We start from the raw sequence: 22084 nt of genomic DNA on the forward strand, positions 1-22084 counted from the left end.
GCGGTTTATCAGATATCCAGCACCAGCAGCGGCGTTTTCGAGCGCGAGCAGCAAGGGGTGAACTGGTCGTTGCAAGCCTGTTCATCCTCGGTGAGGAACAGGTCGCGATGTTCCGGCACGCCCTCCAGAACCCGAGTCAGGCAAGTGCCACAAATGCCCTGTTCGCAGGAAATGGTGATCTCGATGCCCTGGTCTTGTAGCACTTGCACCACGCTCTTGTCGGCCGGCACCTCGAAGACCTGACCGCTGCTAGCGACTTTGATCGAGAAACTGCCATCGGCGCCAGTGTCGACGGGGTTGGCGGCGAAGTACTCGCGATGCAGGCATTGCTCCTGCCAGCCTTTGGCCTTGGCCGTGTCCAGCACATGCTGCATAAAACCGCCGGGGCCACACACATATAAATGAACGTCATTGTGTGGCGTGGCCAGGACCTTGGCCGCGTCCAGCGCGGTGTCGGGTTCCTGATCGAAATGCAGGAACACCCGGTCGGCAAAAGGCGAGTGTTGCAGGCGTTCGACAAAGGCTGCACGGTCCCGTGATCGGGCACAGTAATGCAGCTCGAAATCCGCGCCGCTGTGGGCCAGTCGCTCAGCCATGCACAGGATCGGCGTGATTCCGATACCGCCCGCAAACAGCAGACTGCGCCTGGCCTCATGGACCAGCGGGAACAGGTTGCGCGGTTCACTGATCGGCAGCCGCGTGCCGGGGTGGATCTGCTCGTGCATGGCCAGTGAACCGCCCCGGGAGGTTGGGTCCTTGAGCACGCCGATCAGGTAGCGATGGCGTTCTTCGGGGTGATTGCACAGGGAATATTGCCGGATCAAGCCGCCGGGCAGGTGCACATCGATATGCGCACCGGCGCTGAAGGCCGGCAGCGGTCGGTCATCGACACTGGCCAGCTCATAGCTGCAGATGTCTTGGGCTTCGTTGTTGCGCGATACCACCAGCACTTCGATCATGCCATTGACTCCTGCGTGGCCCGTTCCTTGGCGATCAGGCGCTCCAGAACGCGACGCGACTGCACGCCGCCAGCGTCGATATTGAGCTTGAGCAAGTTGCGCGCGGGATGGCTGAGCAGATTCTGTTGCTGGCGTTCGAGCATCTCCAGGTCCTCGCTGAAAATCTTGCCCTGTCCCTCGCGAATGCTCGCGGTCAAGGCTTCATCCTGCGGGTTGAAATTGCGCGCCATGCCCCAGAAGTACCAGATCGAGGTCTCGGTTTCCGGCGTGATGAAGTCGACGACGATGCTCGACGCCTTGAACTGCCGGGGAGCGTGATAACCGCCATGGCCGGCATGGGCCACGCCGACTTCGATCAGCACATGGCTGGGTGGGGTGAAGCGGCAGATCTGCCAGCGGTCCACCGGCACATCGTCGGCCAGGTTGTTGCCGCGCAGAGCCATGCGCCAGAAGGGCGGGGGCATGATGTTTTCCATGTGGCGGGCAGTGACCACCTCGTCGCCGTCGACCGTGGTCACCGGCGGCGCTTCGTCGATTTCCTTTTGGCCGATGCTGGACGCATGAACGTAGGTTTCATGAGTCAGGTCCATCAGGTTGTCGATCATCAACCGGTAGTCGCACTGGATGTGGAACAGGCCGCCGCCATAGGCCCACTCGTCACTGACCGCCCATTCCAGGTGATGGATCAGCGCAGGGTCGGCTAGTGCCTGATCGCCAGGCCAGACCCAGATAAAACCATAGCGCTCGACCACGGCAAAGGTCTTGTTGCACGGGAAGCCGCGAACCCGCTGCCCGGGCATTTCCACGGTCTTGCCGTCGCACCCCATCACCAGACCGTGATAGCCGCATACCAGATTGCCGTTCTCCACATAGCCCAAGGATAGCGGTGCGCCGCGATGGGGGCAGAAGTCCTCGACAGCCGCCACCCTGCCTTCGTGGCCGCGGTAAAAAACCATCTTTTCACCGCAGATCTGACGGCCCAATGGCTTGCCAGCGATTTCATCGGGCGTGCAGGCGACGTACCAGGTGTTCTTGGGGTACATGGAGATTCTCCAAGGTTGTTTGTTGTTATTTAGTGGATCCATTAGCGGTGATTATTGGCGGTATTGTCAAATTAAATCTGCTTGTTAATGATTTAGTGGATCCATTGTCGGTTTGTGAGCGCTCCCGGATCAGTTCCGGCGGGAATCTCTGAAATCCAGCACCATCCGGTCGCCAGGAAATTGAGTGCACGCTAAGATCGCCTGCAAACGCTTCGACGCCATCGAGGCAACTTCACGGGGCTCTGTAGTGAACATCGACACCCGCATCAAATTCCGTCACCTCGTGTGCTTTCTTGAAATGGCTCGTCAGGGCAGCCTGGCGCGGGCGGCGGATACCTTGGCAGTGAGTCAGCCAGCGATGTCGAAGACGCTCAAGGAGCTGGAGGAGCTGCTGGCGGCAAGCCTGTTTATACGCAGTAAAAGTGGTGTCAACCTGACCGAAGCCGGGGTTGCCTTTTTGCGTTATGCCGGGCCTTCGGTGCAGGCGCTGCGTGATGGGGTGAATACCTTGCGCGGTGGCGAATACGCGGCGGGCAAGGTTCGACTCGGCGTGTTGTCGACGGTGGAAAGCTTGCTGGTGCCTGAGGTTGTACGGCGCTTGCACGAGCGCCATTCGGCGCTGGTGGTGAGTGTGGTGACCGGGCCAAGCGCCTATTTGTTGTCGCAGTTGCGGGTGGGTGACGTGGACCTGGTGGTCGGTCGTATGACCGATAGCCCGGAGATTCAGGGACTGACCTTCGAGCATCTTTACAGTGAATCCATGACGCTGGTGGTGCGCCCCGATCATCCCTTGCTGGCCGAGCCACTGGAGCGTAGCGCCCTGGAAGATTTCCCGCTGGTGCTGCCACTGGCAGGGACGACGATTCGCAAATATGCCGACAGCCTGTTCGTGCAATGCGGCATCAGCCAGTCGCGGCAGCGTCTGGAAACCTTGTCCGTGGCCCTGAGCCGTCGTTATGTGTTGTCCAGCGAGGCGATCTGGATCGCGCCACTGGATGCAGTGCGCCTGGATCTGGCAAGCGGCGAACTGTTTGAGATCAATCTGGGGCAGCGCGAACCGGGTGGTTCGGTGGGGATTTCCAGTAACGCCAGCTTGCCCTTGTCCCTGGCGGCCCAGTGGTGTAACGAGGTGCTGCGCGAGGTAGGGCAGGCGTATCGCGAAGGGCTTTATCCATAACCGTTTGGTTATGTATTGAAGGTGGCTTTTCAATATTCCCCAGCCTTCTGTTGTTTGAAACTGCGCAGGCAGTGCTCCATAAATCAAACAACAGGAGATCGACATGTCTGATGCAGACAGCAGTCGTTTCGTTATTCGTGACCGTAATTGGCACCCCAAAGCCCTGACCCCTGATTACAAAACCTCTATCGCCCGTTCTCCACGCCAAGCCTTGGTGAGCATTCCCCAGTCGGGCAGCGAAGCCAGCGGCCCGGATTTCTCCCATCTGAAAATGGGTCGATTCGATAACGACTTGCTACTCAACTTCAACAACGGCGGTTTGCCGGTGGGCGAGCGGATCATCGTTTCCGGCCGGGTCTGTGATCAATATGGCAAGCCAATCCCACATACCCTGGTGGAGATGTGGCAGGCCAACGCCGGTGGTCGCTACCGGCATAAGAATGATCGCTACCTGGCACCACTGGACCCGAATTTCGGCGGTGTCGGCAGGGCTCTGACCGACCGTGACGGCTACTACAGCTTCCGCACCATCAAGCCGGGTCCTTACCCATGGCGTAACGGCCCGAATGAGTGGCGTCCGGCGCACATCCACTTCTCTATCAGTGGGCCATCGATCGCCACGCGCCTGATCACCCAGCTGTATTTCGAAGGCGATCCGCTGATCCCGATGTGCCCGATCGTCAAGTCGATCGCCAATCCAGAGGCGGTACAGAGCCTGATCGCCCGGCTCGACATGGGTAATGCCAATCCGATGGATTGCCTGGCCTATCGCTTCGACATCGTGCTGCGTGGCCAGCGCAAGACCCACTTCGAAAACTGCTGAGGAGTCCGTCCATGCCTATCGAACTGCTACCCGAAACCCCTTCGCAAACAGCCGGCCCTTACGTACATATCGGTCTGGCCCTGGCGGCTGCCGGCAACCCGACACGGCCGGAGGAAATCTGGAATCAGATGGCCAAGCCGGGTGCCGAGGGCGAACAGATTTTGTTGATCGGTCATGTCTATGACGGCAACGGTCACCTGGTGCGAGACTCATTTCTGGAGTTTTGGCAGGCCGATCATGAAGGGGTTTACGACCCGGTCTTCGACTCGGAAAAAACCTTCAACAGCTTTGGCCGAACCGCCACCACCTTCGATGCAGGGGAGTGGACACTCAATACCATCAAGCCTGGCGTGGTGAAGAATGCCGCCGGGGTGCCGATGGCGCCGCACATCAATGTGTCGCTGTTTGCCCGCGGGATCAATATTCACCTGCAAACCCGGCTGTACTTTGCCGATGAGCCACAAGCCAACGCGAAGTGCCCGGTGCTTAATCTGATCGAGCAACCGCAGCGTCGAGAAACGCTGATAGCGCAACGTTGCGAGGTGGATGGCAAGGCGGCTTATCGTTTTGACATACGTATTCAGGGGGAGGGTGAAACGGTGTTCTTCGATTTTTAAATCCGCTTAGTGCCGAGTCAGTGAGTTCAACGAGCCAAGCATGCAGACAACAAAAAGCCGCTGCCACCCTCACAGGGCGGCAGCGGCTTTCAGGTGTTACGGGGTTACTGGCTATCAGGCAGCGCGTAAGCGATCACATAATCGCCGCGATCGGGCGACTGACGCGCACCACCTGCGGTGATGACAACGTACTGCTTGCCTGTTTTCGGCGACACATACGTCATCGGGCCACCCTGGCTACCCACGGGTAGCCGGGCTTTCCAGGCCTCTTTTCCGTTGGCGGAGTTGAAGGCGCGCAGGTAGTAGTCCTGTGTACCGGCGATGAACACCAGGCCGCCCTGGGTGGAGAGCGTACCACCCAGCGTCGGCATGCCGATCGGCAACGGCAGATGCATCTTGATACCCAATGGGCCAGTATCCTGGACGGTGCCAACCGGCACTTGCCACGCGACTTTCTGGGTTTTCATGTCGATCGCGGTCAGTGTGCCAAAGGGCGGTGCCTGGCAAGGGATACCGGCGACCGACAGGAAGCGGTTCTTGTTCACTGCATACGGGGTGCCTTTGAGCGGTACCGCGCCCATGCCGGTGTTCAGTGCTTCACCACCGGAAGAAGCCTTGGCATCTTTCTTCGCCGCAATCATCTGGATCCACAGGCCCAGACGCATGTCGTTGACGAAGATAAAACCGTGTACCGGGTCAGTCGAGATACCGCCCCAGTTCATCCCTCCCAGCGAACCCGGGAAGCTCAGCGAGATATCGGTGCCTGGTGCGGTGTACAGCCCGTCGTAACGCATTTTCTTGAACGAGATACGGCAGAGCAGTTGATCGAACGGCGTCGCCCCCCACATGTCCGACTCGGTCAGCGTCTGTGCGCCGATCTCTGGCATGCCCACCGATTTCGGCTGAGTCAGCGAGTAAGGTTCGTTCGGGATGTTCGACGTTTTGACCGGAACCTCTTCCACCTTGGTCAGCGGTTTGCCGGTGGCGCGGTCAAGCACGAAGATCTGCCCGGCTTTGGTGCCGATCACGACGGCGGGCACCTTGCTGCCGTCAGCTTTGGTGAAGTCGATCAGGCTTGGCTGCATGGGCAGGTCGAAGTCCCACAGGTCGTTGTGGACGGTTTGGTAGACCCACTTTTCTTCGCCGGTGGTTGCGTTCAGTGCAAGAACGGAAGCGCCGTACTTGTGGTTCAGTGCCGTACGTTCCACACCGTAGATGTCGGTGGACGAACTACCCATCGGCAAGAACACGGTGTTCATCGCCGGGTCGTAAGACATCGGTGCCCAACTGTTGGGGGTGCTGCGCACGTACGTGCTGCCGGCAGCCGGAGCTTGCTTGTCTTCGGGGTTGCCCGGGTCGAATGCCCAGCGCATCTCGCCGGTGACGACGTCGAAACCACGGATCACGCCACCTGGCATGTCGGTCTGGACGTTGTCGGCGACACGGCCGCCTACGACCACGGTGGTCCCGGCCATCAGCGGTGCCGACGACAGCTGGTAATAGGAGTCAGGGACGTCGCCGAGACCGGCTTTCAGATCAACCTGGCCATTGTTACCGAAGCCCTGGCAGAACTCCCCTGTGTCGGCGTCCACAGCGATCAGGCGCGCATCGATGGTGTTGGTCAGCAGACGGCGCTGGCAGTTGGCGCCGGCCGGTATCGACACTGGCTTTACAGGTGTGCTGCCGTCAGCAGGCTGGGCGAGCGCGGCGGTAGCGTCGAAGTAGGCGACACCGCGGCAACGTTGCCAAACACGGGTCTTGGCGTTGATCTCATTTTTCCACAGCTGTTTACCGCTGTCGGCATCCAGTGCGATGAGGTTGTTGTGCGGGGTGCAGATGAACACCTTGTCGCCAACCTGCAGCGGAGTCATCTGATCTTCGGCGCCATTGCCGTCGCTGATCGCGATGTCCCCGGTATTGTAGGTCCATGCCGGCACCAGCTTCGAGACGTTGCTACGGTTGATCTGGTCCAGAGCGGCGAAGCGGCCGCCACCTTCGTCGTTACCGTAGTGTTCCCAGTTTTTCTGGGCCTTGGCAGGGTCGACCGTTGTCAGGCCTGGGCCGTCACCGGTCGGCGAGACAGGGGCATGGGGGACGAACATACCGGCGCCACCTGCAACCACGGCGATTGCCAGCACACCGCTCAGAGCGTAGCCACTGCGACCGCTGGCCAGGCTATTGGCCTTGCGCAGGTGGGAGTAGATCAGTGCCACAAACAGGCTCAGCACGCCCAAGGCGAACAAGCGAGAGATCAGTGGCCAGAAGTTCAGTCCGACATCGGCCAGCGCCCAAATCACGGTAAGCACCATCACCGCCGCGAACAGCCAGGCCCCCTGCAGACGCTGCTTGAACAGCAGTATGGCAGACACGATCAAACCGAAACCGGCGAGCAGGAAGTACCAGCTACCGCCAAGCGTGGCGAGGTAACCACCACCTGCTGCGAAGAATAATCCAAATACCAGCACGCCGAAGGCGACGACCCAGATGGGCCAGCGACTGATGGATGCCGAAGGTCGAGACTTAGTCATGTTGCATGATCCTACTGGCGCATGAACGTTTGTGGGGAGGGTTAAGAGTAGTGAAGGCAAGTCTGAAAATAGCTGTTAACTAATTAGTTAATTACGCAAAGATATCAAAAAAAGCAGACCCTGCGACAATTTGTCATTTACCGAAAAGGAGAAACACTGTTGCGGCGATGGTAACAATCGAGAGGAATGACTCTAAATACGCGGGGCGAGCTTGCGAAGATTGCCTTCGGCCAGATGCGATTGGCCTACCGCAACGAGCGATAGGCAATGGGGTCGATGTAAGCCGACTGCAGGTCCCACACCGGGATCTCCCAGATGATTTGCTTGGGCGGCGTTTCTTTGTAGGCCGGGTTGTTGAGGTAGCTGTTTGCCGCGCCAGAGAGCGCTCCGCCGTCTTTGGCGAAGTTACCCACGGGGGCGCCCAGTGCCTGTCGATGCCCGCTGCTTTGATCAGTGTGGGCCTTGGGCTCTCAGCTTGGCCAAGCCCTGTGTGATGTGTCCGGCGTTCTTACCGATCGTTTGAAGCGCGCCGCGAACGTTGTTGCCAGCCGCGGGATGGCCTTGTTTCTCAACCAGTGAGGTCAGCTCCATCAGCGCAGCCTCCAGGGCGAGTTGGTTGTGATGCAGGCGTTCAAGAGCATCGGGGAGAGAGTATTCAGGGGAGGGCATCGCTTCGACTCCATTCGAGGGAGTGGAGAGCTTAGCAGCGGGAATGGCTGACAACAAAAAGCCCGCAAATGGCGGGCTCTCTGTATGGGGTCAAATCCTTTTGTCCGTTCAATCTGCGCTCCGTTCTGTGAGCACTTCGTGAAAAGCATGTCGCTGGAGCGAAAAAAACCGGCACTTGGCCGGGCTCTCTGTCGATGGGGCCAAATCCTTTTGGCTGACCGCATTGTGCATAGTGGGTGTGACGAAGGCATGACAGGGCGGATACGAAAGCGCGGGCAAAAGCCCGCGGGCGGGCCTCTCCATGAGGATTGATCGGTTATCGGTTAAACCGCTCAACCAATGAGTACTGCGTGGATGCGGTCTTGGTCAGTTCCTTATTCAGAGCTGCCGGTGACTAACAACCCCTATTTGCTCATGGAAGACCTTCCTGTCTTCCTGCAAAAGTTGCGGCATTACGGTGGTGGCAAAGCAACTGTTTTGGGTTTGCGCTTGCTGTTCCTGACCGACGTGCGAACAGGTGAATTGCGGTTAGCTGAGCCTGAGCAGTTTGACTTGGATCGGGGGATTTGGACTATACCGGCGGTGATTGTTACAGGTGCGACTACGCAAGGAGGGTAGCAACAAGATTCCGCCTTATGTGGTTCCGCTTTCACGTCAGGCAATCGCGATCGTCCGGGAGTTGCTCAAGCTCAGGCGTCCAGCACAGCGCTATTTACTGCCCCATCGCAGTGACCTGTCAAAGCGGATCAGCGAGAACACCCTCAACGTAGCGCTCAAGCCCATGGGCTATGAAACCCAGCTGACGGGGGCACGGTATTCGCGCAACGCTCTCTACCGCGCTCAACGGGCTTGGCTATGAAGAGAAATGGATCGATGCGCAACTGTCCCATGCCGAACCCAACAAAGTCCGAGCCACTTACAATCACGCACTGTACGTCGAACAGCGTCAGCGAATGATGCAGGATTGGGCTGACCAGCTTGATCGGTGGGAGCGAGGAGAGAAGGGTATTGTGGCGGCGCCTGCACCGAATCTTTCAGGAGAGTTGGATATGATTGCGGAATACCTGAAAAAGCTATCTGCGGGTGGAAGCCCCCAGCTCGGTGGTGCCTTGGGGCGGGAGCGGGCGGTGTTGGCACGCGGGCTTTGAATAGTTTGAGCCTTCGGTAGGTGATGGCTATTAGAGGCTTGGTTAATTGATGGCTTCGCGGTGCTGGGAATGCTTTTCTACCAGTGCCGCGTTGCTTGTTGGTCGTGCGTTTACAAAATTGAAATCGGTACACTCAAAAGCTTAACTATTGGGGCTGATTATGAACCTCTCTGATGCAACGCTGGTGCTACTGCTTGCGGCTCGAATCCATGGAACGGATGAAGCTGTCAGAGCTTCGGCCAAGAGCGTGGTGAAGAAGTTGCCGAGGAGCAAGCGCGATCTGATTTATAAGGTGATCGATTCACGAAGTCCTCTCCATCTAGTGGGCTTTTTGGCAGAGCATCTGGATGATTGATGGCTTACTAACGCCAGCGCGTTTTCTGTTCATCCCGTCCTGGCGGTGGCGTCCCGCGATGTTCTGTTCTCGTGATGATTCGGAGTGGTTTGCCCGGACCAAGACATTCCTGTCTACCGATTGAGAGTCGGGGCCTGTAGGCCACCCCCTCAATTTTCGCCACATCTTCTCCTACTTGCCGAATACTCCTACATTTTCCCAGCAGCGTATTTGTTAGCATATCGCCTTCATTTTGACGTCCGCTCAGTGAGTGCGGTACGCCGACTTTGCCAGGAAAGAAGGATTGGAAGGGTGATGGATCACTTACTCGGGCTGAAGGTTGTCGATCAGGAAAGAACAGAATCACTGCGTGAACGGATGGACGCCGCCGGGTGTGTGTTCGAGTTTGTGGTTGTGTCTCCTAGGGAGAATTCACTGATCGATGAAGCAATGCATCGACTGGCTCTGAATGCATTGTATGAGCAGATCATGGCCAGCCAGCTTGATTGGCATCGTAAGCTGATCCGGAAGCTCCCTTGCGCCGATTACCCCGAACCGAGTATGACTTGGGCTTTGGATAGGGCTATCGCCACTCCATTGAGTCGAGCAGAAATCCGTAACCTGACATTGACCGAAGACTATCAGCATGGGCCGTTGGCTCTATACAGTCATTTCCGCGAGCCTCCCTATCTCACCCAGTTTGAGGGAGGTGAGGTGGAGGCCGAGGCGCTTTTTCGCGAATGGCTTGAACTGCTCGGAGTCGAAGATCGGGACGATGTGGTTGCTCTGAATTGGGTCAAGGAGGTCAATGGTGGGTTGTTTGATAACGACAATATTGCCTCCAGATGTGAGCTATGGAGTGACTACTTCGATGCAGGGTTGGAGTGGTGGGGCATTTGGTGTCTGACCTTCTGGAACCCACGACGTCGTACATTGGGGGCATTGGCTGCCAGTGCAACGGACTGTCGGTAGGAGAGGCATATATCTGACGAGTGCCGTCCATGCAGTAGCGCGATGTGGGGATTAGCCGATGTCCAGTCTTTTAAGTCGAGCTAGGCCTTGTTTGATATGGCCGGCGTTTTCAGCGATCCCTTCCAAGGCTCCGCGAACGTTTCCGCCCACGTCCAGCGATCCTTGCCCCTCAGCCAATAGTGTTAACTCCATAATGGCCGCCTCCAGAGCTAGCTGGTTTTCGTACATTCTTTCCAATACATCTGGTAGCGAATAGTTACTCGCCATGGTGTTGGCTCCTTTTTCAGAAAAGTCCTCCTTGATCGAGTACTTGATGTCAAGTTGACATTCGGCGAAACAGACGTCAAGACGAGTCTCACGCTATCTGTGATGTGCGGGGTTCCAAGATGCTTTTAGTCGTGCTTTCAGATGGCCGATAGCTGTCTGTGGTGAGGGGGGCTACGAGCTCGGCTGTCGGTGTCGGGCATAGAGTATTGAACCACCCACTCCCGACGTTCCTCTAGTTTGCAGTTCAAACGTATCCGGATACCCCTTGATCAACTCACTGAGCTTTTTATACCCATGGGTGCGAGGGTCGAACTCAGGTCTCAATTTGCTGATGTTGGTGCCCAGCGCACCCAAGTGAGCCCAGCCGTCCTCGTCGGCAATGTCATCCAAGATCTTTGCGATGAAACTGACTGGTGCTTTGGGTCGCTTTTTTACTTCGGGCGTACTGGCGACTTTGACGGCCTCGATTTCGGCGGGTGGCTCGGGTTCGGGTCGATCATGTCCATTGCTTGCAGCAACAAGCACTTCACCGCGCAGCAATTCGGTATAGATGAACTTGTCGCAGGCCGACACGAACGGTCTCGGGGTTTTTTCTTCACCAAACCCGTAGACCGTCAAACCTTCTTCTCGTAACCGCGAAGCGAGGCGAGTGAAGTCACTGTCGCTCGAAACCAGGCAGAAACCGTCGAAGCGTCGGGTGTACAGCAGGTCCATTGCGTCGATGATCAAGGCACTGTCTGTTGCGTTCTTACCTTTGGTGTACGCGAACTGTTGGATAGGCTGAATCGAATGGTCGAGTAGCACCTTTTTCCATCCACCCAACTGAGGGCCAGTCCAGTCGCCATAGATCCGCTTGACGTTGGCGACACCGTACTTGGCGATTTCTTCAAATAAACCTTCGACAATTGCGGCGGGGGCATTGTCGGCGTCGATTAACACTGCCAAGTGTTTTTGCGTGGGGGTAGGTGGGTGGATGGCCATGGGTCGTCCTTGAGTTGAGGGCTTCAACATACCGTTAAATCACGGATGAACATAGGAATCACCGCTTCGCGCTAGAGAGCGTGTTTTGCCAACGGCTACGGGTTGCGGTGATGTACAGATTGGAACCGATTAGCCAATGACAATAGCAGCCGATGGTCGGTCAGAGGCAGCTTTGGTCCAGAGTGTGTAAAAACGCCTCGCCAAAATTGGAGTGTGCGCGTCTACGTTAAATCTGAAAATTTATCGACACGTCAGCAGATGTGGATTTCGCGTAGAAGCGCGATTTCCAGTCCAGTTTTGAGTACCTGTCGCGCTCAAAAACGTTTTTACACACCCTCGACCCAAAGCGGACGGTGAAAAAAGAACTTGTCTCCATTCGCTCCCCTTCAGTGTCATCCGGACTTGAGTTGAGGGCTCGTTCGCACGACCGTCTTTTACGAAGCTCATCAATGGCTTGGCCGACCCAAGAGTTCATCCCGTAGCCAGCAAGAAACAAGTTGAACGGTCATCAAATCGACACCTTTGTGGCGCAGCATTCTCGAAGAGTTACTTCGTGCTTGATCTGCTTTTTAGTCAGCAGACAGAGGGTGCCGCTCATGGGTGCAACGGAAGCCACAGCAAAGCAAAAAGATCTGAAAAGGCGCGCCACGGTGATCTATCGCCGTGACGAGGAAATTCTTTTCGTCCGCAAACGCAACGCCAAATGGAATTTACCTGGTGGCCGCGTCGAGCAAGGTGAGACGCCCCTACAAGCCGCTCTGCGTGAGATGGCAGAGGAAACTGGGTTGACCTTTGACCAACTCTCCTATGTCTCCGAATACGAAGACAGCAGAGTTATCCACTTTCTCTTCGAAGCATCGCTGGCAGGGCAGCGCAAACCTCGCCCTTGTAACGAGATCGATGACTGCCGCTGGTTTTCAACAAAGGACTTGGACAAGCGTAATGTCCGGGGTTCGATCCGTACATTGCTCAAGCGCTGTGCGTCCGAGTCGAGCAATAGTTCAGCCACATCTAATGCTTGTTAGAAAGAGCGATGGTTAATGCTCAGCCTCGTCGAGCAATCAGGTTGTATGCAGACTGGCCTCGTAGGCGACCGCTGACGAGATGCTTACCTAACCTCCGGGCTTTCAGCATCCTGGGCAAAAGTATGAGAGGCCGCCTCTATCCGCTCTTCGAGTTGAGCAATGTAGGTTTTAGCGTCCTCTAGGCTGGGGAACGAAACTGCCGTTTCGTCAAGCCAAACTTTGCAACCGCTTCCTTGCTCATTTGTTTCAATACTGATTTTCATCTGCAAACCCTTTGCTGTTGAGGTGGCGGAGGGTAGCGCACTTTTTAGATGATTCAAAATGTATCAGAGGCTCTATATAAAGACTTTCAAGCTGATTTGATATCAGTCTTTAGACTTCGTTAGGTCTTTCTCTAGGTGATCAAGCAGCGACGCCAATTTCAGCTCGGCATCAGCCAGCGCCTGTTCTGACGCGACTTCCCAGTAGGGTGCGATTTCGAGCAAATCAGGTTCTGCCTCGGCCCGGAGGCACCATTGATGATGATCGCGCCATGAGCCGAGCGACGCTTGTACCGACTTCAATTGAGCCCTGGATTTTGCCTTGAGCGGTGACAGTGTTGGAAACGCATCGGAGAGGTATCTCGCGTTTTTCACGATGATCCTTAGCTCGTGCCGATCAAAATGTTTGTCCCGAAGTCCGGCGATCAGTTGAGTGATTCTTTTCTTCAGGGCTTTCTCTATCTGTCTTTTTACATCAACCAGCTCGCCGGCTCTTTCGGCTGTCCTGAATATCTCTGGCCATCGATCCAGTTCGGCAAATAGTTTGTCGAGCACTGAGCTGGCAGCGATCTTCCGATACTGCTCTGTCAGGGTTGCGCTTCGGCTCATTGCTTGATGCGAGTACCCCATTTTGAGTTCGAGGGGCAGGAGTTTCACTACGTGATCACGCTGTGTGACAAGTCCTCGGAAGAAGCCTCACGAATGCCGACCTCCGGTGAGGTGATCGTGTGGAGTTTTGAAGACCCGACGACCAGTGAGAAACATGAGCCTTTCCGTCATGCACTCCAAGAGATTCACGACCGCATCAAAATGATTGTCATAGTGAAGACAAGGCAGTGAACTTGGATCCGCGATAACGATTACGAGCTGTTCTTAGACGTGCATTACAATGACCACTTCTGGCCGAGGCTGTGTAAAAACGAAGAGTCGCAACATTTGCAGTTGACGTTTCTGAGTTGATTTCAGCTCTTCGCCGATTTGTACTCTCGGCGTCCTCCATTGATGCGGAGTAAGGTGTGAGATCAAGCCACCCTTGACGAGCGAGAAGGAAGTTAGTATTTTCTGGAATGATCATTCCAGAAAGGCTAGTCCGATGCGCACCAAAGAATTTGAGCATGACGAGATTGTTGACGCAGCCATGCAGGTTTTTTGGCAACTCGGCTATTGCGCCACCTCGATACAGGATCTGGTCGACAGCACCGGATTGTCTCGAAGCAGCCTGTACAACGCCTTTGAGAACAAGCATGGATTGTACGAGCATGCGCTGCGCCGTTATCACGATCTGACAGCCACGAACGTAGCGCTGCTTCAGGAATCGGGCTCGGTCAAAGGGCTGATCCAGCAACTACTGATGAGGATCGTGAATGATGAACTCAGCGATACCGGGCAACGCGGCTGCCTTGCCGCCAATGCCACACTGGAACTGGCTGGCCAGGACGAATCCATTGCCGAGTTGGTCTCCCGCAACTTCCTGCGTCTGGAGAAAGCTTTGGAGCGTGCACTCATCCGTGGTCAGGCAGAGGGGGAAATCCCCACGCACAAGAAACCTCGCGCGCTCGCACGCTTTATCGTGAACACGATTCAGGGTCTGCGGGTATTGAGTAAAGGCAGTGCTCACCAGAACCGTCGGCAACGTTTGCTGGATGTGGTCGACGTCGCGATAGACGCGTTGTAACTCAGGACGGGGTGTTGTAATTCTTCAAGTGAAAGTCTGACAGAGACCAAAATTTATTTGCTCAGAATTGGAATGATCATTCCAGATAAAATTCAAAGCAATTTTGTTCATTTTGCAAGAGGCCTTGAACGTTCAAAAAAAGCACCACCGTTGCTGCCTGAATTAACCTCAGGCAGTCGATCAGGAACAGGAAATGAATTCTTTATCAGGGATACAACGATGAGCATGCACGGCGACAATGGATTGATAGCACCGGGTCTCGATGAAACGTCTTCTGTGCAAAGGCTGCCCGTGTGGAGACTGTTGGCATTTACGATGGCTGGCTTCATCACCATCATGACGGAAACCATGCCAGCCGGCCTGCTGCCTTTGATCGGGCAGGGTCTTGGCGTCTCGCAGGCCATGGCGGGTCAGTTGGTTACGCTCTATGCCTTGGGTTCGGTTCTGGCGGCGATTCCGGTCGTTGCTGCTACGCGAAAATGGCGCAGGAGGCCGTTGTTTCTGCTGGCGATCGGCGGGTTGCTGGTATTCAACACCGTGACGGCATTGTCCTCCCACTATGTGCTGACCCTGGTTGCGCGGTTCATCGCCGGAATGGCGGCGGGCGTTATATGGGGACTGTTGGCCGGTTATGCACGACGCATGGTGCCCCAAGATTTGCAGGGGCGGGCCTTGGCGGTGGTCGGCATCGGTCAACCTGTGGCCTTGTGTCTCGGCGTGCCCCTAGGCACTTGGCTGGGTACTCTGTTTGATTGGCGTGGCGTGTTCTGGATCATGTCGGCCCTCGCGTTACTGCTGTTCGTGTGGGTGCGGTTTGGCGTGCCTGACTACGCGGGACAAACCGAACGTCAGCGCCAGCCGATCTGCAGAATTCTACTGACCCCAGGTCTGCGCTCGATACTGTTTGTGATCTTTGTCTGGATACTTGCGCACAACATCCTTTACACCTACATCGCGCCATTTTTGGACTCCGTCGGGCTTGGTCAGCGAATAGACCTCGTGCTGCTGGTCTTCGGTGTCGCCTCTATCGTCGGTATCGGGGTCACAGGAAAGTGGGTGGATCGTGGGTTGCGTGTGCTGACGCTTCTTAGTCTGGCGGTTTTCGCGATGGCGGCGCTGGTGTTGGGAATGGCAAGCAGCTCTCCCAATATTGTGCTCCTCAGCGTTGCGATCTGGGGGCTGACGTTCGGTGGCGCTCCGACGCTGCTACAGACGGCCATTGCCGATACCGCCGGTGACGGCGCCGATGTGGCGCAGTCGATGCTGGTCACCATCTTCAATCTGGCAGTGGCCGGAGGTGGCATCGCTGGAGGCTTGTTGCTGGATCATGCGGGGCCGAGCTCTTTCCCCCCAACACTGCTGATATTGGCGCTGCTCGGTCTGTCCGTGGTTTGGCTAGCTAGGGCCAATGGTTTCAAGCCTGGCCATCGCGCAATCATGCAATAAGAGTGGCCAATGGGCCGCTAGGTGGATGTTGAAGATCATAAAAATAGCTTGAGAGTCTGCTTTCGGCACAGAGTGTGTAAAGACGCCTCCGCGAACCCTTGCTATGATTTCTGAGGAATTCATCGCAAGGATCGCCCATGAAGCGCTTTATCCAAGGTGAACATCGAGGCCAAGGCACCTTACTTCCCGAGAGCCTCGACGATTACGTCACGGATACCAATCCGGTGCGAGTAGTCGACGTCTTTGTCGACGAACTCGACCTGGTCAAGCTGGGTTTTGAAGGTGCGATACCGGCAGATACTGGTCGGCCTGCTTACCACCCCGCGATCCTGCTGAAGATCTACATCTACGGCTATCTCAACCGCATCCAGTCGAGCCGACGTTTGGAGCGAGAAGCCCAACGCAATGTCGAACTGATGTGGTTGACCGGGCGTTTGATGCCGGACTTCAAGACGATCGCCAACTTCCGAAAAGACAACAGCAAAGCCATCAGAGGCGTCTGTCGCCAGTTCGTTGTGCTGTGTCAGCAGTTGGGACTGTTCGGAGAAAATCTGGTCGCCATCGATGGCAGCAAATTCAAAGCAGTCAACAACCGCGACCGCAATTTCACCAGCGCCAAACTGAAGCGGCGAATGGAAGAAATTGAATCGAGCATCAACCGTTACCTGACGGCACTCGATGCTGCCGATCGGCAAGAACCAACAGCTTCCGAGCCAAGTGCCGTGCGGCTGGAAGAGAAAATCGCCAAGCTCAAAACTCAAATGAAAGAGCTTCAGGCGATCGAAATTCAGCTCAATGAATCGCCGGATAAACAGGTCTCACTGACCGATCCAGACAGCCGCTCCATGATGACGCGCGACACGGGAATCGTCGGCTACAACGTGCAGACAGCGGTCGATACTCAGCACCATTTGATCGTTGCTCAAGAGGTGACGAACGTCGGTTCCGACCGCGATCAACTCAGCTCGATGGCCAAGCAGACCCGCGAGGCAATGGCGTCAGATACGTTGTCGGTAGTGGCTGACCGAGGTTACTTCAAAAGCGAACAAATCCTGGCTTGTCACGATGCAGGCATCACCGCCTATGTGCCCAAGCCGATGACCTCTGGAGCCAAGGCTGAAGGGCGTTTCAATAACGATGCCTTCATCTATGACGCGGCAAAAAACGAATACATTTGCCCGGCTGGAGAGGCGCTGATCTGACGCTATACCAACGTTGAAAAAGGCCTGACGTTGCACCGTTACTGGAGTTCGAAATGCCGGGGCTGTGCAATGAAACCGCAGTGCACACCGAGCACGGAACGGCGGGTTCGACGCTGGGAGCATGAAGCCGTCCTGGAGGAAATGCAGAACAGGCTGAGCAACGTGCCGGAAATGATGCGGATCCGAAAACGGACGGTTGAGCATCCCTTCGGGACGCTCAAACAATGGATGGGTGCGACACACTTCCTGACCCGAAAGCTTAACGGGGTAAGCGCCGAGATGAGCTTGAATGTGCTCGCCTACAACCTGAAACGGGTCATGAAAATCATCGGCACCACTGGCTTGATGAAAGCGTTAACGGCGTAAAAGCCGGTCTTTTTACCCCGTCCAAATGACTTTAAGAGGCTGCTGAGCCGTTTTAACTGTTCCTGAAAACGTCGTGACCTTGATCAGCTTGCGAAACGTGAGCACGGTCTCCTAGCGTCGATATAGAAAATCCAATCTGACGTTTTTACACACTCTGGGCCGTTTTCTGCCTGTCACCACTGGCAGCTATGGGGCGGTTGCTGTCGGTGGGCAAGGAACGCTTTCAATCCAATTACCGTCTGGGAAACCGAGCACCACTTAACTCGTTGTTCCGCTCGTTCCTGTAACATGCCAGCCCCACCACCACGAGCTTTGAAAATGGATTCTCACTCGATTCTGACGTTTACATTGGTCGCCGCGATTGCCATTGCCAGCCCAGGGCCTGCGACCTTGATGGCGATCAACAATAGCCTGGCCCATGGGCAGCGCAGCGCCATATGGTCATCGCTCGGCAACGCCAGTGGCCTGTTCTGCCTGTCGTCCGCTGCCATGCTGGGGCTGGGGGCGCTGCTTGCCAGTTCCGAATGGCTGTTCAACGCAGTGAAGTTCATCGGTGCCGGTTATTTGTTCTACCTGGGCATCAGACAATTGTTCAAAAAGGGCCCGATGCTCCCGGACGGGATTCAGGACGACTTGAAGGAAAGCCGGCCGACTCGTTCCAAACTGTACAAAGCCGCCTTCCTGACGGCGGTGACCAACCCCAAGGCGACGATGTTTTTCACCGCGTTGTTCCCGCAGTTCATCGATCAGAGTGCGGCATTGCTACCGCAATTTCTGATCCTCACCTCGATCTTCATGGCATTGTCGGTGTCGTCCCTGAGCCTCTATGCCGCGCTCGCCTCGCGGGCCAAGGGTGTGCTAACTCGGCCTGCGCTATCCCGTTGGGTCAGCCGGGTGGTGGGGTCTACATTCATCGGTTTTGGTGCTGCTATCCTGACCATGCGGCGGCAGGCGGCGTAGGGGAGTCGGGCTTGTAACTCCGGTAATAGGAAGGCTGGGCACTGCGAAACACACGCGCGGCCTCAGCCTGACTGAGCGAGCGAGCGAGCGGAAGATTGCGTAGCGCTTCACCCACCCCGGTGGCGGATTGAGGGTTTTGCCCCGTGACGAGCCGACTATCGACCGCCACCTTGGCAGCGGCTGAGCCGCAGTGTTGCCGTTAGAAAGCCGATTTGCCGACAGACGCTCCGCCATCGACAAACAATGTCTGGCCGGTGATAAAGCCGCTCTGTTCCGATAACAGGAAGGCGATGGCTGCTGCGACTTCATCCGGCCGACCGAGTCTGCCCATCGGAACGCTCGCCAGATAACGAGCTTCGTCGTCGCTGCCGAGCGGATTCCCGGCACGGAACAACTCGGTTTCCGTGGGGCCTGGAGCAACGGCGTTGACGGTGATTCCGGTGGTTGCCAGCTCCAAAGCCCAGGAGCGCGTGAAACTGACCATTGCGGCTTTTGCCGCGGCGTAGGCGGTGCGGTGTGGGATCCCCAGAACGGTCAGGCTGGAGATGTTGACGATCCTTCCCCAACCTCGGTTGCGCATTCCCGGTAGCAATGCTTGCGTTGTCTGCAAGGCGCTATGCAGGTTGATCCGCATGACCTCATCAAATTCGTCGAGGTGTATTTCACCTAAAGGCTGGGGGCGTACCAGGCCGACGTTATTGATCAAACCATCAAAGTCATAACGTGAAACGAGCTCGACCAACATTTTTTTGGTCTGCTCCCGGTCGCCCAGATCGAGGGAGATGAGGGTGCCGGGAAAGTGCCGATCCAAACTGTTGCGAGCGATGCCCACAACATGGTGGCCTGCCTGGAACAATTGAGCCGCGAGCGCGCGCCCGATGCCTTTGCTGGCTCCGGTGATAAGGAAAGTGCGAGTTTTCACTGAGTGCTCCAAAACCCGGCAACATCCGGGATCGTGGGAGGGGGATAGTGCGATGTCGCAGGCCTGTTATTTCAGTTGATCGAGCAATGCCTTGCCGACCTCGATGGCCGAGGCCGGATTTTGGCCCGTGATCAACTCGCGATCGATGACCACATTAGGCGTCCAATTCGAAGCGTTGCTGCGGTACACCCCACCGGCTTTTTCCAGCGCCGTTTGCGGGTAGAACTTCATTGCGCCACCGTTGAGCAGCCCTTTGGCTTCTTCCTCTTCCTTGTTGCTGATAACGGTCATCTTGTAGCCCGCATAGATCCAGTCGGCGCGCCCCTTTGCCGGCTTCGCAGTCTGGAGTTGTTGGGTAAAGTTTTCGGCATCAGGCAAGGTCGAGAGCAGGGCGATCGGACCATGGCAGACGAGTGCGGTGGTCTTGCCTTGTGCATGGAAATCCGCCAGCAAGCGACCCAGTGGACGGCTGTGGAGCAGATCCTGCATCGGTGCATGGCCACCGGGAATGTACACCGCATCGAAATGCACATAACCGATCTGCTCTACTCGGGAAAGGCTGATGACCGGCGATTGGTCCGGCAGAGTCAATTTCAGTTGATCAAGCAAGTCCTTATAGGTCTGAAGTTCTGCCTCATCGTTGTTGAAGTACATTTTATCGATGGAGGTTTTGTCCACCGTCGGCACGTTGCCGTTCGGGGTAGCAAAGGTGACGTTATGGCCAGCGTCGAGCAGCATCTTCACCGGTTGCAAAAGCTCGTTCAGGTAGAAGCCGGTCGCAAAGACCTTGCCGTCCTTCAAATCGAGTTTCGCCGAATCGGAAAGCACCACAAGTACATTGTCAGCGCTGGCCGCCAAGCTGGTGCTGGCGAAGACTGCGGTCAATGCAATACGGGTCAGTGTTTTCATGTCGTGTCCAAAGTAATTGGGCGAACACTTGCCGCCCCTACCTGGATACTCTATTGATGTGTGATATGGCGATAAACTACCGCCAATGGAATTCATTTGGACTTGGAAAGCAATAATGCCTCGTAGATTTGACCATCTTGGCGATGTGGAAGCTTTTATTCGCGTAGTTGAGCAGGGCACCGTTAGTGCTGCTGCCGTTGCCTTGGGGACCACGCCTTCGGTGCTCAGTCGTGCGTTGGCGAGGCTTGAATCGCGTCTTGGTGTGCAATTGTTGCGACGCACTACTCGCAGACTCAGCCTGACCGACGCCGGCAAGCTGTATCTGGAACAGACTTGTTCTGCGTTTTCCCAGATTGAAGAGGTGGAGCGCAACATTCGCGGGCAGGACGGCGAGTTGAGCGGGCGTGTTCGAATGAGCGTGCCGACAACTTATGGACATCATCGTCTGCCGCCGCTGCTCAGTGCGTTTTCCCAGCAATACCCGGCTGTGCGGGTGGAGCTGAGCATCACCAACCGCAATGTCGACCTGGTCGCCGAAGGTTACGATCTGGCGATTCGCCTGGGGCAGTTGCCGGACAGTGGACTGGTGGGGCGCAAGCTGGAAGATGCACGGCTGTGCCTGGTCGCGTCTCCCCAATACTTGGCTCGCGCCGGTGTTCCTGCGACGCTTGGAATGTTAGGCGAGCACGTTTGCCTGCCGTTCATCATGCCCAGCAGTGGCAAGATCGGACCGTGGTTGTTCTGCCTTGACGGGAAAAATATCGAATGGCTGCCGCAAGCCAATGTGGAGGTTTCGGATGATGTCCTGGGAATCGTTTCACTGGCCGAAAGCGGTCTGGGAATCTGCCAGACATATGACTTCATCATCCGGGAGAAAGTGCTGCGGGGGGAATTGGTGGAAATACTTCCGGAGTTGAATGGTCGCACTCGACCATTCTCGATTATTTACCCGCCTCACCGGCAATTATCAGCCGCATCCAAAGCGCTCATCGAGTTCATCCTGGATAACACTCGAGCCTAAAACAATGTGAGCTTCATAGCTAAAACGAGCAGGCTCGCTCATACATGATCGATGCCTGATCAAGCGATGGTTGAACCGTCCCGCCTTCTGCGCGGATTGCCGCGCCGTTGATCACCCGCACGTTCGCTGGCCAGGAACGCCACAACATTGGCCACTTCTGCCGGTTTAGCCAAGCGGTAAATCAATGAGGAGGGCCGATTTTCCCTCGTGAACTTTTTCTCGGCCTCGGCATACGACAGATCCGGGTTCACCGACTCGGGATAGACCTGGCCATACGGCGAGACGATTTTCCCCGGCCCCCCGGTTACCACGCCGAGACGTTACTTGCCGAGAAGGTCGGGCCGGTATGTCGGCCGGATAAAGTCGATCAGTGGTTCGATGAACGAGGGAAATGCCTGCGCGCCACGGCCCCTCTGCTGCAAACGACCAGCCGACCCACCGCCTGGCAGGAATGGGCTGCCGCAACAGGGCAGCCGGTCCCAGCGACGGAGAGGCAGTCTTTCGAACACTTCTATTTCAGCATTCAGGCCGCGGTCGCCGGTCTGGGGGTGGCCATGGGGCCGTGGCATCTGGTTCGCGACGATATCCAGAGCGGCGTGCTGGTCGCGTCATCAGGGTTTGTTGAAGACGGCTCACATTATTGCTTGCTGTCGCCACACCTCCCAAGCCCGGCAGCCTGGAAACGGATTTGCTTGAATGGTTGCGGGCGGTGGGTTGAGGCGGTTGCGGATTTACCTCTGAGCCCTGTCAGTTCTCAGGCCAGAGGTGATCCGAACGAGC

20 protein-coding genes and 5 pseudogenes are annotated in these 22084 nt (G+C 56.4%); 14 read left to right on the forward strand and 11 right to left on the reverse strand.

Annotated elements, in window-relative coordinates; translation table 11 throughout:
• Window positions 1–8: 8 nt before the first annotated feature.
• Both ACZ9BB_RS07245 and ACZ9BB_RS07250 read right to left on the reverse strand, forming a co-directional pair.
• Window positions 9–959, reverse strand: coding sequence for a PDR/VanB family oxidoreductase (locus ACZ9BB_RS07245; RefSeq protein ID WP_476213159.1), 951 nt, complete (start codon window positions 957–959; stop codon window positions 9–11).
• A complete protein-coding gene (locus ACZ9BB_RS07250) occupies window positions 956–2002 on the reverse strand; it encodes a Rieske 2Fe-2S domain-containing protein (RefSeq protein WP_476213160.1) in 1047 nt (348 codons plus the stop codon). The genes ACZ9BB_RS07245 and ACZ9BB_RS07250 overlap by 4 nt, the downstream gene beginning before the upstream one ends.
• 247 nt (window positions 2003–2249) lie before the next feature.
• Between ACZ9BB_RS07250 and pcaQ the strand changes: the two genes are divergently transcribed.
• The 3 genes from pcaQ (at window position 2250) to pcaG (ending at window position 4619) form a co-directional block, all read left to right on the forward strand.
• The gene (gene pcaQ, locus ACZ9BB_RS07255; RefSeq protein WP_476218231.1) at window positions 2250–3179 is read left to right on the forward strand and encodes a pca operon transcription factor PcaQ; all 930 of its coding nucleotides are present in this window, start codon (window positions 2250–2252) and stop codon (window positions 3177–3179) included.
• A 103-nt stretch (window positions 3180–3282) separates the two neighbouring features.
• Window positions 3283–4002, forward strand: a complete 720-nt coding sequence (pcaH, locus tag ACZ9BB_RS07260; RefSeq protein ID WP_476213161.1) for a protocatechuate 3,4-dioxygenase subunit beta — start codon at window positions 3283–3285, stop codon at window positions 4000–4002.
• A gap of 11 nt (window positions 4003–4013) precedes the next feature.
• Window positions 4014–4619, forward strand: a complete 606-nt coding sequence (pcaG, locus tag ACZ9BB_RS07265) for a protocatechuate 3,4-dioxygenase subunit alpha (protein ID WP_476213162.1) — start codon at window positions 4014–4016, stop codon at window positions 4617–4619.
• Between the two features lie 104 nt (window positions 4620–4723).
• Here the strand turns inward: pcaG and ACZ9BB_RS07270 are convergent, their stop codons facing one another.
• From ACZ9BB_RS07270 to ACZ9BB_RS07280, 3 genes and pseudogenes are all read right to left on the reverse strand, one after another.
• Window positions 4724–7147 carry a glucose/quinate/shikimate family membrane-bound PQQ-dependent dehydrogenase gene (locus ACZ9BB_RS07270; RefSeq protein ID WP_476213163.1) on the reverse strand — a complete coding sequence of 808 codons (2424 nt, stop codon included), beginning with the start codon at window positions 7145–7147 and terminating at the stop codon, window positions 4724–4726.
• A 245-nt stretch (window positions 7148–7392) separates the two neighbouring features.
• Window positions 7393–7581: pseudogene (locus ACZ9BB_RS07275) on the reverse strand (alginate O-acetyltransferase AlgX-related protein); the annotation flags it as partial.
• 16 nt (window positions 7582–7597) lie between these two features.
• A complete protein-coding gene (locus tag ACZ9BB_RS07280; protein ID WP_476213164.1) occupies window positions 7598–7816 on the reverse strand; it encodes a hypothetical protein in 219 nt (72 codons plus the stop codon).
• A 387-nt stretch (window positions 7817–8203) separates the two neighbouring features.
• Between ACZ9BB_RS07280 and ACZ9BB_RS07285 the strand changes: the two are divergent.
• The 3 genes and pseudogenes from ACZ9BB_RS07285 to ACZ9BB_RS07295 all read left to right on the forward strand — a co-directional run.
• A pseudogene (locus ACZ9BB_RS07285) lies at window positions 8204–8838 on the forward strand (tyrosine-type recombinase/integrase); the annotation flags it as partial.
• 286 nt (window positions 8839–9124) lie between these two features.
• Complete coding sequence (locus ACZ9BB_RS07290) at window positions 9125–9319, forward strand: DUF7740 domain-containing protein (protein ID WP_253422315.1); 195 nt, start codon at window positions 9125–9127, stop codon at window positions 9317–9319.
• 294 nt (window positions 9320–9613) lie between these two features.
• Window positions 9614–10270: a hypothetical protein gene (locus ACZ9BB_RS07295; RefSeq protein ID WP_476213165.1), complete on the forward strand. Its 657-nt coding sequence runs from the start codon at window positions 9614–9616 to the stop codon at window positions 10268–10270.
• A 51-nt stretch (window positions 10271–10321) separates the two neighbouring features.
• On the opposite strand, the gene ACZ9BB_RS07300 is transcribed toward ACZ9BB_RS07295, so the two are convergent.
• A complete protein-coding gene (locus ACZ9BB_RS07300) occupies window positions 10322–10537 on the reverse strand; it encodes a hypothetical protein (RefSeq protein ID WP_476213166.1) in 216 nt (71 codons plus the stop codon).
• A 171-nt stretch (window positions 10538–10708) separates the two neighbouring features.
• On the reverse strand, window positions 10709–11518 hold the full coding sequence (locus tag ACZ9BB_RS07305; RefSeq protein ID WP_476213167.1) for an NYN domain-containing protein: 810 nt from the start codon (window positions 11516–11518) through the stop codon (window positions 10709–10711).
• A gap of 596 nt (window positions 11519–12114) precedes the next feature.
• Here ACZ9BB_RS07305 and ACZ9BB_RS07310 point away from each other — a divergent pair.
• The gene (locus tag ACZ9BB_RS07310; RefSeq protein ID WP_476213168.1) at window positions 12115–12543 is read left to right on the forward strand and encodes an NUDIX hydrolase; all 429 of its coding nucleotides are present in this window, start codon (window positions 12115–12117) and stop codon (window positions 12541–12543) included.
• Between the two features lie 83 nt (window positions 12544–12626).
• Here ACZ9BB_RS07310 and ACZ9BB_RS07315 read toward each other — a convergent pair whose 3' ends face one another.
• Both ACZ9BB_RS07315 and ACZ9BB_RS07320 read right to left on the reverse strand, forming a co-directional pair.
• Window positions 12627–12806, reverse strand: a complete 180-nt coding sequence (locus ACZ9BB_RS07315; protein WP_476213170.1) for a hypothetical protein — start codon at window positions 12804–12806, stop codon at window positions 12627–12629.
• A gap of 102 nt (window positions 12807–12908) precedes the next feature.
• Window positions 12909–13433, reverse strand: coding sequence for a CHAD domain-containing protein (locus ACZ9BB_RS07320; RefSeq protein WP_476213171.1), 525 nt, complete (start codon window positions 13431–13433; stop codon window positions 12909–12911).
• A 3-nt stretch (window positions 13434–13436) separates the two neighbouring features.
• Here ACZ9BB_RS07320 and ACZ9BB_RS07325 point away from each other — a divergent pair.
• From ACZ9BB_RS07325 to ACZ9BB_RS07345, 5 genes and pseudogenes are all read left to right on the forward strand, one after another.
• Window positions 13437–13643: pseudogene (locus ACZ9BB_RS07325) on the forward strand (low molecular weight phosphatase family protein); the annotation flags it as partial.
• Window positions 13644–13896: 253 nt separating this feature from the next.
• Window positions 13897–14478, forward strand: coding sequence for a TetR/AcrR family transcriptional regulator (locus ACZ9BB_RS07330; protein ID WP_476213172.1), 582 nt, complete (start codon window positions 13897–13899; stop codon window positions 14476–14478).
• 225 nt (window positions 14479–14703) lie between these two features.
• The gene (locus ACZ9BB_RS07335; RefSeq protein WP_476218233.1) at window positions 14704–15924 is read left to right on the forward strand and encodes an MFS transporter; all 1221 of its coding nucleotides are present in this window, start codon (window positions 14704–14706) and stop codon (window positions 15922–15924) included.
• Window positions 15925–16061: 137 nt separating this feature from the next.
• Window positions 16062–17492 (forward strand): annotated as a pseudogene (locus tag ACZ9BB_RS07340) (IS1182 family transposase).
• Between the two features lie 318 nt (window positions 17493–17810).
• The gene (locus ACZ9BB_RS07345) at window positions 17811–18452 is read left to right on the forward strand and encodes a LysE family translocator (RefSeq protein ID WP_052964729.1); all 642 of its coding nucleotides are present in this window, start codon (window positions 17811–17813) and stop codon (window positions 18450–18452) included.
• Window positions 18453–18651: 199 nt separating this feature from the next.
• Here the strand turns inward: ACZ9BB_RS07345 and ACZ9BB_RS07350 are convergent, their stop codons facing one another.
• Window positions 18652–19374 carry an SDR family oxidoreductase gene (locus ACZ9BB_RS07350; protein WP_476213173.1) on the reverse strand — a complete coding sequence of 241 codons (723 nt, stop codon included), beginning with the start codon at window positions 19372–19374 and terminating at the stop codon, window positions 18652–18654.
• 66 nt (window positions 19375–19440) lie between these two features.
• Window positions 19441–20283, reverse strand: a complete 843-nt coding sequence (locus ACZ9BB_RS07355; RefSeq protein WP_476213174.1) for a type 1 glutamine amidotransferase domain-containing protein — start codon at window positions 20281–20283, stop codon at window positions 19441–19443.
• A 115-nt stretch (window positions 20284–20398) separates the two neighbouring features.
• Between ACZ9BB_RS07355 and ACZ9BB_RS07360 the strand changes: the two genes are divergently transcribed.
• Window positions 20399–21304 (forward strand): LysR substrate-binding domain-containing protein, encoded by a 906-nt coding sequence (locus tag ACZ9BB_RS07360; protein WP_476213175.1) that lies wholly within the window; start codon window positions 20399–20401, stop codon window positions 21302–21304.
• 257 nt (window positions 21305–21561) lie between these two features.
• Window positions 21562–22022, forward strand: a pseudogene (locus ACZ9BB_RS07365) (LysR substrate-binding domain-containing protein); the annotation flags it as partial.
• Window positions 22023–22084: the final 62 nt, after the last annotated feature.

The sequence above is a fragment of the Pseudomonas sp. TE3552 genome, from assembly GCF_056278945.1.

Bases quoted from the DNA above. Each gene is read 5' to 3' on its own strand.
- pcaG (WP_476213162.1), top strand. From the start codon at position 4,014: ATGCCTATCGAACTGCTACCCGAAACCCCTTCGCAAACAGCCGGCCCT.
- ACZ9BB_RS07290 (WP_253422315.1), top strand. From the start codon at position 9,125: ATGAACCTCTCTGATGCAACGCTGGTGCTACTGCTTGCGGCTCGAATC.
- ACZ9BB_RS07300 (WP_476213166.1), bottom strand. From the start codon at position 10,537: ATGGCGAGTAACTATTCGCTACCAGATGTATTGGAAAGAATGTACGAA.
- ACZ9BB_RS07320 (WP_476213171.1), bottom strand. From the start codon at position 13,433: ATGGGGTACTCGCATCAAGCAATGAGCCGAAGCGCAACCCTGACAGAG.
- ACZ9BB_RS07335 (WP_476218233.1), top strand. From the start codon at position 14,704: ATGCACGGCGACAATGGATTGATAGCACCGGGTCTCGATGAAACGTCT.
- ACZ9BB_RS07270 (WP_476213163.1), bottom strand. From the start codon at position 7,147: ATGACTAAGTCTCGACCTTCGGCATCCATCAGTCGCTGGCCCATCTGG.
- ACZ9BB_RS07295 (WP_476213165.1), top strand. From the start codon at position 9,614: ATGGATCACTTACTCGGGCTGAAGGTTGTCGATCAGGAAAGAACAGAA.
- ACZ9BB_RS07360 (WP_476213175.1), top strand. From the start codon at position 20,399: ATGCCTCGTAGATTTGACCATCTTGGCGATGTGGAAGCTTTTATTCGC.
- ACZ9BB_RS07355 (WP_476213174.1), bottom strand. From the start codon at position 20,283: ATGAAAACACTGACCCGTATTGCATTGACCGCAGTCTTCGCCAGCACC.
- ACZ9BB_RS07250 (WP_476213160.1), bottom strand. From the start codon at position 2,002: ATGTACCCCAAGAACACCTGGTACGTCGCCTGCACGCCCGATGAAATC.
- ACZ9BB_RS07280 (WP_476213164.1), bottom strand. From the start codon at position 7,816: ATGCCCTCCCCTGAATACTCTCTCCCCGATGCTCTTGAACGCCTGCAT.
- ACZ9BB_RS07305 (WP_476213167.1), bottom strand. From the start codon at position 11,518: ATGGCCATCCACCCACCTACCCCCACGCAAAAACACTTGGCAGTGTTA.
- ACZ9BB_RS07315 (WP_476213170.1), bottom strand. From the start codon at position 12,806: ATGAAAATCAGTATTGAAACAAATGAGCAAGGAAGCGGTTGCAAAGTT.
- pcaH (WP_476213161.1), top strand. From the start codon at position 3,283: ATGTCTGATGCAGACAGCAGTCGTTTCGTTATTCGTGACCGTAATTGG.
- ACZ9BB_RS07310 (WP_476213168.1), top strand. From the start codon at position 12,115: ATGGGTGCAACGGAAGCCACAGCAAAGCAAAAAGATCTGAAAAGGCGC.
- ACZ9BB_RS07330 (WP_476213172.1), top strand. From the start codon at position 13,897: ATGCGCACCAAAGAATTTGAGCATGACGAGATTGTTGACGCAGCCATG.
- ACZ9BB_RS07345 (WP_052964729.1), top strand. From the start codon at position 17,811: ATGGATTCTCACTCGATTCTGACGTTTACATTGGTCGCCGCGATTGCC.
- ACZ9BB_RS07245 (WP_476213159.1), bottom strand. From the start codon at position 959: ATGATCGAAGTGCTGGTGGTATCGCGCAACAACGAAGCCCAAGACATC.